The sequence below is a fragment of the Imperialibacter sp. genome (assembly GCF_048007035.1).
Lineage (GTDB): Bacteria > Bacteroidota > Bacteroidia > Cytophagales > Cyclobacteriaceae > Imperialibacter.
This window is the reverse complement of record NZ_CP180355.1, coordinates 6779274-6790909: the sequence shown is the minus strand read 5'-3', so window position 1 is coordinate 6790909 and position 11636 is coordinate 6779274. Positions and strand designations below refer to the sequence as shown.

Annotated in this window: 10 protein-coding genes; 5 read left to right on the top strand and 5 right to left on the bottom strand. The window is 43.2% G+C overall.

Annotation, left to right across the window (positions count from 1 at the left end; genetic code table 11):
• The first annotated feature begins 2 nt into the window (after positions 1–2).
• The 5 genes from ACMVP2_RS28695 (at position 3) to ACMVP2_RS28675 (ending at position 7736) form a co-directional block, all read left to right on the top strand.
• Positions 3–926, top strand: a complete 924-nt coding sequence (locus tag ACMVP2_RS28695; RefSeq protein ID WP_416866157.1) for a type IX secretion system membrane protein PorP/SprF — start codon at positions 3–5, stop codon at positions 924–926.
• Between the two features lie 6 nt (positions 927–932).
• On the top strand, positions 933–3029 hold the full coding sequence (locus ACMVP2_RS28690) for an OmpA family protein (protein WP_416866156.1): 2097 nt from the start codon (positions 933–935) through the stop codon (positions 3027–3029).
• Positions 3030–3085: 56 nt separating this feature from the next.
• Positions 3086–4069 carry a PKD domain-containing protein gene (locus ACMVP2_RS28685; RefSeq protein ID WP_339794203.1) on the top strand — a complete coding sequence of 328 codons (984 nt, stop codon included), beginning with the start codon at positions 3086–3088 and terminating at the stop codon, positions 4067–4069.
• Between the two features lie 71 nt (positions 4070–4140).
• Entirely contained in the window at positions 4141–5121 is a 981-nt protein-coding gene (locus ACMVP2_RS28680; RefSeq protein WP_339794201.1) for a hypothetical protein, read from the top strand.
• Positions 5121–7736, top strand: a complete 2616-nt coding sequence (locus ACMVP2_RS28675) for a ligand-binding sensor domain-containing protein (RefSeq protein WP_416866155.1) — start codon at positions 5121–5123, stop codon at positions 7734–7736. The genes ACMVP2_RS28680 and ACMVP2_RS28675 overlap by 1 nt, the downstream gene beginning before the upstream one ends.
• 58 nt (positions 7737–7794) lie before the next feature.
• Here the strand turns inward: ACMVP2_RS28675 and ACMVP2_RS28670 are convergent, their stop codons facing one another.
• The 5 genes from ACMVP2_RS28670 to sufD form a co-directional block, all read right to left on the bottom strand.
• Positions 7795–8211, bottom strand: a complete 417-nt coding sequence (locus ACMVP2_RS28670) for a BrxA/BrxB family bacilliredoxin (protein WP_151997397.1) — start codon at positions 8209–8211, stop codon at positions 7795–7797.
• A 71-nt stretch (positions 8212–8282) separates the two neighbouring features.
• Entirely contained in the window at positions 8283–8609 is a 327-nt protein-coding gene (locus ACMVP2_RS28665; protein ID WP_151997396.1) for an SUF system Fe-S cluster assembly protein, read from the bottom strand.
• Positions 8610–8627: 18 nt separating this feature from the next.
• Positions 8628–9071 carry a SufE family protein gene (locus ACMVP2_RS28660; RefSeq protein WP_416866154.1) on the bottom strand — a complete coding sequence of 148 codons (444 nt, stop codon included), beginning with the start codon at positions 9069–9071 and terminating at the stop codon, positions 8628–8630.
• 1 nt (position 9072) lies between these two features.
• Positions 9073–10320, bottom strand: coding sequence for a SufS family cysteine desulfurase (locus tag ACMVP2_RS28655; RefSeq protein WP_416866153.1), 1248 nt, complete (start codon positions 10318–10320; stop codon positions 9073–9075).
• A gap of 2 nt (positions 10321–10322) precedes the next feature.
• On the bottom strand, positions 10323–11633 hold the full coding sequence (gene sufD, locus ACMVP2_RS28650) for a Fe-S cluster assembly protein SufD (RefSeq protein ID WP_416866152.1): 1311 nt from the start codon (positions 11631–11633) through the stop codon (positions 10323–10325).
• Positions 11634–11636 lie beyond the last annotated feature (3 nt).

Here is an 11636-nt window from a genome sequence, read left to right as displayed (position 1 = left end):
AAATGGATAGGATGAAGTCCCTTGTTAAAGTATTGATCTCTGTGGCTGCCACTGCCTTTAGCTTCTCAGCAAACGCACAGCAGCAGCCAATGTTCACGCAATATATGTTCAATGGTCTGGCACTAAACCCCGCTTATGCCGGAAGTCATGAGGCATTGAGTACCACCGCAATTGCTCGTGTACAGTGGGTGGGGCTGGACGGCGCACCAAATACTCAATCCGTTTCCATGCACACACCGGTACCAGATAAAAATATTGGCATCGGCTTACTGTTTTTAAGAGATAAAATAGGTGTTACCAATCAAAACAGCCTTTTTCTGTCCTACGCCTATAAAATTAAGATGCGCAAGTCGACCCTTTCATTTGGGCTTCAGGGTGGCTTCAATGATTATAGTCACAATTTAAACGATCTGGGAATAGGCGATGACAACTATTTAGCCGGAAATATCAAGAGCTTTAAACCAAACGTTGGAACAGGAATCTACTTCAACAGTGAAAGGTTTTATTTGGGAGCCTCCCTTCCTTTGCTCTTTAATTCCGCAAAAGACGATAGAGTCACAAGCTTTATTTACTCAGAGATTAAGCGTCATTATTTTGTATCAGCAGGCTACGTATTCGATCTCAACAGAAGCTTGAAATTCAAGCCCAATCTGCTTATTAAAGCTGTGGAAGGTGCTCCTGTAGAGCTTGATGTCAATGCCAATTTACTTATTAACGATGTGTTTTGGGTGGGCCTCTCCTACAGGTCTTTTGAGTCGATCGATGTGCTTCTGGAACTACAGGTAAGCGAGCAATTCAGGGTTGGTTATTCGTATGATATTCTTACAAACGACCTTGGTAGAGTTAATTCAGGCTCGCATGAATTGATGCTCAATTACATATTTCAATATTCAAAAAGCAGAATAGTTACCCCAAGGTATTTTTAGGAAGACATGAAAAGAGTTTTAGTATATATCAATTTGTTACTTGGATTCCCTGCAATTGTTGCTACTGCGCAATCTGTGGAGTTCATCGAAGGCTTGAAAGGTCTTGAAAAAAGAGCCGACAAGAGTTATTATGAATTCTCTTACCAGTCCGCTGCATCACTTTACGAAGAGCTTTTTAAGCAGGACACCACGAACAAAAAAGTTGCTCTGAAGTTAGGAGACAGTTATCGTAATCTTAATATGCCAAAGGAAGCTAGTTTGTGGTATGGAAAGGTTTTAAAAGCTGATAGTGCCAGCGCCTACGGCCGCTATTTACTGTATTATGCCGAGTCATTAATGGAAATGGGAGAGTACAATCAGGCAATAAAATACTTCAAGTTATATCAGACGTCGGACGAAGGCAACTGGATTAGCGGCAGATTGGGGGGATTATATAATTCTGAAAACTATTTTTCAGATTCCGCCTTCTACGAAATCAACCCAATTAGTATCAACACAGCCTCTTACGAATTTAGTCCAATGATATACAAGGAGGGGTTGGTTTACTTATCGAACAGCAATGTGAGGAAAATAATACAGAACAATTTTAAATGGGACAATACTGAATACCTCGATCTCTTTTACACGAGAATAAGGGAGGGAGGCGAATTTGATTTACCTGTCTCGTTCAGTAAATCTGTTAATACTAAATATCATGAAGGGCCAGCCACTTTCTACAAAAATGAAAGTAAAATGGTTTTTACACGAAACCAGTACCACAAAGGCAAGGCGGTAAAAAGCAAGGACGGTATTACTAAATTGCAGCTATTTTTTGCTGACAATGTCAATGGTTCATGGTCAAATATTACGCCATATATTCACAACAGTAAAGAATTTTCAATTGGGCATCCGGCGATTGACGAAGAAGGAACAATATTGATTTTCGCATCAGATAAGGAGGGAGGGCATGGAGGTTCGGATTTATATTATTCGACTATGATGAACGGTGTGTGGTCCGAACCAATCAATTTTGGAGATAAAATAAATACACCGGGAGACGAGTTATTTCCCTACTTGTACAGGGGTACGATCCTGTATTTCTCTTCAAATGGCCATGGGGGCCTTGGCGGTCTCGATATCTACTCGGTAGTAATGGGCGAGAATGAGTTGATTGAACCAGTAAATGTAGGGGCACCACTGAATAGCCAGCGTGACGACTTCGGCATAAGTCGTGATTCTCTGGGGTTGACAGGTTTTTTTAGCTCAAACAGAAACGGAAACGATGATATATTCAGTTTTAATGTCTTTCCAACAAGGGTACACCTAAAGGTATTTGATGCACAAACAGGGGCTACTATAGATAGCTATTTATTAAGGGCAGAAAGTTCATTGGGAACAAAGAATGAACTAAACGGATTTGGAAAAGCAGAGCTAGTTCTTCAGCCTGGCGAAGGATTGCACGTGCGGGCCTCATCAGAAGGGTATGTAGAAAATTCAAAGATAATATCTGGAAAGCTGGCAGCTCCTGGTTCCGTGCTGGAAGTTGAGATTGGCTTGCAGAAAAAGCTTCAGGCAACCGCAGACCCATTGGCACTAATTGTCAACGGCAAAATATATGTGGGTGTTGGTGACAAACTCAAAAAAACGCACATTGACGATAACGGCAATCTTATGGTTCAGAATCAGGCCACAGGGGTCAAATTGGATCAGGGTGATTCTCCCACACAAGTCAACAAAAAGATAGCAGATGCCGGTTACCTGATCGATGACCCTATTATCATAGAGAACATCCACTATGATTTGGATAAGTTTGATATTCACCTCGACTATTATGATAAGTTGGATCATATAGTGAGAGTAATGAGCAAATATCAAAACCTTCGGCTCTCAATGAATTCATATGCCGACAGTAGGGGTAGCGATGAGTATAATCTCAGCCTTTCAGAAAAAAGGTCGCAGGAGGCTTTTGATTACCTGGTCAAGGAAGGAATAAGTGAAAGTCGAATAATTCCAGGCTTTTATGGCGAGTATTTTCCTGTTAACAATTGTAACAATGGGATTGAATGTGACGAGGAGATGCACATCATGAATAGAAGAACAGAATTTCACTTTTTAATTGACTAGTTATGTTGAGGAGCTGTTTGGTAATTTCTCTTATTGCTTTATCACTGTCTGTTGGAATGGCACAGGAGTGTGTTTCTAACTATAATTCGGCCAAATGTATAGAAATCGATGTTATCGATCATGGAATTCAGAATCCTGAAAACTATGAATTTTACTGGGATTTTAACGATGGTCAAAAAGGAAAGGGCGGTAAGGTAGAACACTGCTATGAGGAACCGGGCGACTATACGGTTAAACTAACCCTTGTAAATAAAGTGACAGGCGCTTTTTACCCTGAAGAAATGCAACTATCAGTTAATGTGATGCCCGAATTGCGTATTTCATTGGAAATACCCACCCAGGCCATGGAAGGAGAAAGTTTTGAAACATCTTTTTTCATAGAAGGTGAATCGCCAGCTATCAAAAGCATCGAGTGGATGATAGATGGGCAATCTGCACCCGGCAGCACCACTTCATTGATGCAGATCGACACTCCAGGAGTACACACAATCAGATTGAAAGTGATTACAAAAAATGGTATGAACCTTTGCAAAGAAGGCACCGTGGAGATACTGGAAAAGGCTGGCTTTAAGTATGCGACTCGGTTTTTGAAAGATGGAATTCACGATGTTGGTGGCCTTCTATTTTCTGGAAACTCAGCTCACAATGGCGGGGACACTGTTTTACTTCAATCAGTATTTTTTATGCCTAATGATATGAGCCTGACCGCTGAAGCCTCGGCCATTTTAAAGGCAAATATTGAAGTGCTCAGGCAACTGAAGGCATTGAATATCTTATTAGGTAGCTATACCCACACCAGCGGATTCTATTACGTCAACAGAGAGGTTGCTTTGAAAAGAAGTAAACTAATCAAAGAGTACATGATAGAACATGGAATCAATGCAGAAAGAATAAAGATTGCTGACCCGGAAGTGTACGGATCGCTCGTAAATACCTGCATTTATTCAAAGGATTGTGACTATTCGGACGCCAGCCTTAACCTGAGAACTGACTTTAAGTTGATCGAAGAAGGAATGTTTCATTGGGTTCAGAAAGAATAATTAGCGGCCGTTTTGGCAGCCGAGAATATCTTCGTTTCTCAACCTGCATAAAAATATATAATGAAATAAAAATGAATAAACTGACCATAGCCATAGTTTCCCTGGCCGCCTTTTTCCTCATCAGGCCCGTCGCTGCCCAGAAAATTCCTAGTAAATTTGAGCACGTAGAGGCATTGGTTACCTTCGGGCCCGAGGCATCTCCTTTGTGGGGAGACGATGACCATGTCCAGGTCTTCTTTTTTATTGTACCGACCTTCTTTACAAAGCCAGTTTATATCAGGGTTTTTGACCCGGAGACTGTGGGCTTGGATGACGAAGCTTCCGGTGAGTGGGATACTAAAACCAGGTTTTCAGTCTTTGGAGGGTTGGCTACGTATACTGAGCCGGACGCCAGAAAAATTGACCCGGTCGGGAACTTCAAAAGCGGCCAACTGCTTGCTACCAGAGAATTTTACAACGAAGAACAGTACGACCAGTCTTGGTACAGCTTTGGCCCATTCAATCCGCTGGAAGGAGAAGAGGTGCCGGAGTTGGGGGGAAATGTCTTCAAAGTTATAATTGAAGGAACTTCCGGAAATGATGGAAACCTTTACCACTTCTTCCTAAGTACAGATTCAAAGACAAATATGGCCGTTGAAGGCTCTAACGCCTTTACTTACGAATACTCATTCCGTCTTCCTTTAAGCGCAAAGGTGATTACACATTTATATCCTTTTGCGGACTCAAAGGTCGAGTCAATTACCCAATACAACTTTGACCTTGACCTGGAAGGTGAAATTCTTCTGTACACAGTCGCAAAAAACAGGCACAAGGCGGCAGGTTCAGTCAATACCAAATGGGCGCAAAGCAACCACCAACTGGTGGCTGAGGAGAAAAACACTACGCTCGACTTGCAAATAGTAAAGACCAGAGACTCCAGAAATGACATGGTAATGTATGTTGTTAATCAATACGGAGAAGCCTTGCCTTTCTTTTCCGTGCCTGTAGGAGGGCCACCGAAATACAAATACAAAGTGAATGTTACGTACAAGAAAACCGGAACTAGCTATTGATGAAAGCTGTCTTAACTATACCCCTGTCTTTTATTGCTTCGCTGACTCTTTTTGCCGGTCCTCTTGACTTCACCGTGAAAGTATTTGGGTTGGAGGAAGATTTTGGAGGCATTTTTATTTACACCATTGCTCAGGATCATGATGGCTTTATATGGGTAGGGTCTGACGACGGTCTGTACCGATTCGATGGAGTAGAGCTCATTAATTACAACAAGAAAGACAGCACAATCAGCAGCCTGGTAACTGCTTCGACGGTGTCAACTGATGGGCACCTATATTTCGGGTATTTTAAGGGTGGCGTTAGCAAAATGGTGCACGGAAGTTATCAGGAGATTTTTACCCATGAAGACTTTCCTGGCAAAATTGTATCGCTCACAGAGGATCGCTTCGGGAATATATGGGCGCTATCACAAAATAATGGGTTGGTCAGTATCAGCAAAGAAGGTAAATTCTCCCAGCACCCAGCAGGAGCCTTGCAAGGGAAGTTAGCTTATAGCATGGTTCTTATCAATGACTGGCTTATTATCGCTGGTTCTGAGGGTCTATCAGTTTTTAAAACGATGAGTGGTGGTGTCCTGGATTACATCGGTAATATGGAAGCTGTTAAATCTCAGTCAGTGCTTAGTTTGCTTTCGGACGTTCAGCGAGGCATGTTGTGGGTTGGTACAGACGGTGACGGAGTATTGGGAATCCCCGTCGATGACGCATTTGAAAAAAGCCCACTTCAGCGGGCTGCCAGTAGACAATTGCTCAATAGCCAAAGTGTTACTGCTATGGGTGAAGATGACCTTGGGTCCCTTTGGGTAGGAACCAAAAGCGATGGACTCATCCAGGTAGATTTGAATGAAGGCACTGCCCGGGAGGAAAAGTACACTTATTTTAATGAGGACAACGGATTTATTGGAAATGAAGTCAACACTGTTTTGGTTGACCGGGAAAATGAAGTATGGGTAGGATCCTTTGGACATGGCTTTGCTCAACTTAATCGAGCAGAATTTCATCACTATGAGCTAGGGAAAAGGTTTAAAATTCATAGCGCCAACGGTTTTGCTCAGAACGACGACTTTAGTATGCTGATTGCTACCGACCAGGGCTTGTTGAAGGCTGCTACGCCGTATGGCAGTGACACTTTGGTTTTTGAGAAGCTTCCTTTGAGGGGAGTTAAGGATCAAAATACTACGGTGATATTTAGATCTGAGAATGGCGTCTTCTGGTTGGGAACAAGGGACAGAGGTTTATATTGGTCAAATGATGAGCTTGCTTCTTTCCAAAAGGTAGACTTGGGCAAGGTTGATGGGCTCAATGAAACCATTAGAACTATCAGTGAAGACCCGGATGGAAATTTGTGGGTTTCAGTGGTAGGCAACGGTTTACTCAAATTGAGCAGCAATGGAACAGTATTGCAGCAATTCAACACAAGGAATGGATTCTATCACAATGAAATTTATTACTCTTACACTGACAGTCATCGAAGAACATGGGTAGCGGCACACTTGAATGGGTTGGCGGTAATTGAAGCCAATGGGGAGATAAAATATTTAACCAAGGACAATGTTTTTCCTTCCAGAGACGTGAACTCAATCACTGAAGCTGCCGATGGAGTTCTTTGGATCGCTACTTACGGAGACGGCATTTTCCAATATGTTAATGGTGAATTTACTCACCTGGGCAAGGAAGATGGCTTGTTGTCCAATTACTGCAATTCTGTTCGACACGACAAGGGTGGCAATGTTTGGATAAGTCATCGGGAAGGGCTGACCTTTATAAATTTGGGTACTAGTTTGATCAGAACCTTCAAACACAAAAGAGAATTAGGCGAAACTGAAATAGTCATCAACTCATCCTTCATTGATGATCTGGGGAATCTTTGGTTTGGGAATCCCTACGGTGTTACTAAAGTAATTTTGCCACATATTAACTTTGTTGACCAGCCGTCTATTACTCATATTACGGATTTAAGGGTATTTTTTAAAAAGGTAGATTTGCTGATGTTTTCAAAGCAGGAAGCTCTGGATGATATTTTGCCTAATGATCTCAACCTTCCTTTCAATCAGAATCACATTACATTCGATTATGTAGCAATAAATTTGCGAAAGCCGAATGCGGTATTCTATAGGTATAAACTTAATGGCTACGATGAAGAATGGTCGCCAGTGACGAAAGTCAACGAAGCAACATACACCAATCTTGATCCGGGAGATTATGAGTTTACTGTGCAAGAATCGTACAGTCCTGGTTATTGGTCACAAGACTTCAGCTCTATCCAGTTCACTATCAGCTCACCATACTGGCTTCGCTGGTGGTTCTACCTTCTCGAAATCTTTTTTGTGGCAGCAATGCTTTGGGTTACGTTCCTCTTTGTTAAAAAATTACAAAATAGGCTGGTAACAAAATTAATGATATTCACGGCTGTTTTTACAATGTTTGAATTTGTGCACAACCAACTTGAGCCTTTCTTCGAGAAGTACACTCAGGAAGCCCCATTTATGCAAGTATTCATGCATCTGGGACTGGCATTGCTTTTGTTTCCAATCGAAAACTCAGTTACCTACTACTTTGAAAGGAAGAGAAAAAGATCACTATCGTTGGCAGAGGTGGAGGAACAGAAAAACTGATCTGTAACAATAAAAAATCCCGGAAAGTTATTCCGGGATTTAGGTTGAGGAAGTGTTATTAGCAATATTCTTCAAAAACATCAACCAAATGAGCTGCAATCATTTGAGCATTACGGCCCTCAATGTGGTGTCTTTCTACGAAGTGAACCAGTTCACCATCTTTAAACAGTGCGATTGACGGCGACGAAGGGGGGTAAGGCAACGTATATTCCCTGGCAGTCTGAGTAGCCTCTTTATCTACACCTGCAAACACAGTTCCTAAAAAGTTCGGCTTCTTAGCACTATTGGCTAGAGCCATCTTCACTCCGGGACGGGCTGCTCCAGCCGCACATCCACACACCGAGTTGATAACAATTAGCGAAGTACCTTTGTGGTCTTCAAGATGATTTTCAACATCTTCGGAAGTTCTTAACTCAGTGAATCCTGCACTGGTAAGGTCTGTCCTCATGGGGGCAACTAGTGGTTCGGGATACATTTCCTTATCTTTTTAAAGTTCTATTTATTTCTGAATGACGGCTTAAACGGCCGTTGGATGAATAAACTAATTTACATGAAGCCTAGTTCCAATTTGGCGGCCTCACTCATCATATCTTGCGTAAATGGCGGGTCGAACGTAAGCTCAACCTCCACGTCGTTTACTCCCTCTACCTCTTCAATTTTGGCCTTCACCTCACTGGGGATGGCCTCGGCTGAAGGACAGCTGGGGGAGGTCAATGTCATAGACACGAAAACGTTGTTGACGGGAAATATACTGATCTCATAGATCAGACCCAACTCATATACGTCCACAGGAATTTCCGGGTCATACACCGTTTTGATGGCAGCAATCACCTTTTCCTTCAAATCTGCTTCTTGCTGATTTTGATTTTCCATAGTTCTCAGCGTTTTTGTCTATGTGTTTGTTCCGGCCAACTTTGTCTGAAAGGCCAGCGCATATAACTTCATTTGCTTGATCATCGACGAAAGGCCGTTCGACCTTTGCGAGCCTATCAACTGTCCCATGCCTATCTTTTCTATAAAGAAGAGCTCGGCTTGCATGATGTCCTGTGGCTTTTGTCCCGACAGTACCCGGATCAATAAACTGATAAGCCCCTTCGTCACTTCAGTGTTGCTATCTGCGCTAAACTTAATAACCTCGCCTGCCAGTTCTGCTGTGAGCCATACTTTTGATTGACAGCCCTTGATAATATTCTGATCTACTTTTTCGCTTTCTTCCATTGCTGGAAGCGTGGCGCCCAACTCCATAATGTAGAAAATCTTGCTTTCACGATCATCTCCAAGTATTTCAAACTCGGAAATTATTTCTTCCTGAATGCCTTTTATCGACTCTGCCATTTCAATTTTTTCTACCGGCAAGCAGGGTAACCGCCTCGGCCAGTCGGTCAATTTCCTCTTTGGTATTGTAAACAGAAAAGGAGGCCCTAACCGTTCCTTCAATCCCTAAATGTTTCATCAGCGGTTGTGTACAATGGTGTCCTGTGCGGACTGCTATACCTCTTGCGTCCAAATACATTCCCACGTCAAGCGGGTGGTAACCTTTGACCAGGAAAGACACCACACTGACTTTTTCTGCCGCCTGCCCAACTATCCTCACTCCAGGGATGCTTTCAAGCCTTGCCGTGGCGTAGTGCAATAGTTCTTCTTCATGCGCTGCAATCCGATCCTTTCCATGCTCATTCACAAAGTCGATAGCAGCACCAAAGGCCACCACATCGGCGATATTGGGCGTGCCTGCTTCAAACTTGTAGGGAATAGCGTTGTAGGTGGTCTTTTCAAAAGTTACTTCGCTTATCATTTCCCCACCGCCCTGGTAGGGGGGCATTGCTTCCAGCAAGCTTCGCTTACCATAGAGTATTCCCACACCTGTTGGTCCATACATTTTGTGTGCAGAAAGAGCGAAGAAGTCCACATCGAGTTTTTGTACATCCACTTCAAGGTGGGCTGAAGCTTGTGCTCCATCTAACAACACAACCGCCCCATGTTGATGCGCCAGGCTGATTATTTCTGCTACCGGATTTACAGTGCCCAGGGCATTCGAGGCAAAGACAACGGAAACGAGCTTTGTTTTAGCTGATAGTAGTTTTTTGAACTCGTCAATGATGACTTCTCCTTTTGGGTTGATTGGAATCACCCTCAGGATGGCACCTTTCTCCTCACAAAGCATTTGCCAGGGCACAATATTGGAGTGGTGCTCCAGCGTGCTGATGATGATTTCATCACCCTTGTTTACAAATTTTCTGCCCCAGGTCGAAGCCACAAGGTTGATGCTCTCTGTGGTGCCTTTGGTGAAAATAACCTCTTCTACTTCTTTGGTGTTGAGAAAGACGGCTGCCTTCTTTCTCGTCTCTTCGAAATCAGCTGTAGCTCTTTCAGCTAACGTATGAACACCTCTGTGGATATTGGCGTTGTCTGTTTCATAGTAGTGTTCCAGCGCTTTAATGACGGAGGAAGGCTTCTGATTTGTTGCAGCGTTGTCGAAATAGATCAAAGGTTTGCCATTCACTTCCTGGTGTAGCACTGGAAATTGCTTCCGTATTGATTGAATGTCCAATGACCAATCTATTGTTGAAGCTGGGCTGCCCATGATTAATTTTCTATTTTATCGGTAATTAACTGCTCGAGGTATTCTCTGACAGGCTCTACGGATATGTTCGCTATCACGTCGCCTGCAAATGCGTGCAGAAGCATAGCCCTGGCTTTGTCTTCTGAAATTCCACGGGCTCTCAGGTAGAACAACTGTTCGTTATCCAGCTGGCCTGTGGTACAACCATGTGAACACTTCACGTCATCCGCCCATATTTCGAGCTGTGGTTTAGTATTGATCACAGCGTTGGGGCTGAGCAGGATGTTATTGTTCTGCTGGAAGGCATTGGTTTTTTGCGCATCCTGACGAACAAATATTTTTCCGTTAAAGACACCGTGCGACTGATCGTCCATGATGCCTTTGTACAACTCATTGGAGAACGAATTAGGCTTTCTATGGTCAACAGAAGTGTGGTTGTCTACATGCGTTTTCCCGTCTATCAGGTACAATCCGTACATGTGTGCCTCAGTGTTTTCATCATCCAGGGCAATGTAGAGGTTATTTCTTACCATCTGCCCACTCAGCGTGATGGTGTTGATTGTACACTTGGAATCTCTTTCCTGGTATACCAGTGAATTGTCAATTCGTAGTGCAGTTTCGTTTTCGAGCTGTAGTTTACTCCATTCTACGGAGGCATTTTTTTTGCAGAAAACCTCCAAAACGGTATTTGTATATGACGTATTTGCTCCGGTGGAGAAATTAGCCTCTATCACCTTTAGTTGCGCTCCCTCTTCTACAATCGCCAGGTTTCTGTAGTGCGCAAGCACCTCAGTGGCCGACGTGTCATTTGAATGAATGATATACAGCGGCTTATCCAGAACAGTGTTTTTCTTTACTCGAATAAAAACACCTTCCTTCGCAAATGCCGTGTTGAGGTGCGAAAAAGCATCCGGCCACGACTTAACAATGCTGCCCAGGTATTCTTTTAGATCGCCTTGTTCTTTAACCGCCGATGCAAGAGATGTAACAGTAAGTTTTTCACTTAAATCTCCCAAATCTGAACGGGAAGCATCCAGCTTACCATTGACGAAGTAAAGCTTATAGCCCTCAAAACTGTCAAGAGGGGTGGGGGCACTGGCAGCGGCAGTTTCGGCTACGATGCCCTCGTAAGCTATGCTCTTTTCAAGTGCCTTGCCAAAGTTGGTGTAGCGATACTCTTCATGCTTTGGCCCGGGTAGTCCCGATTTGAGAACAGCGGCCAGGGACTCTTTTCTTAGTTCGTGCAGGAAAGTTGATTTGCTGCCATTTAAGCTGGCCTCAAATTTTTCAAATGCCTTGCCGACGGTGTTTATGTATTCGTTTGGGGTTGTCATTAC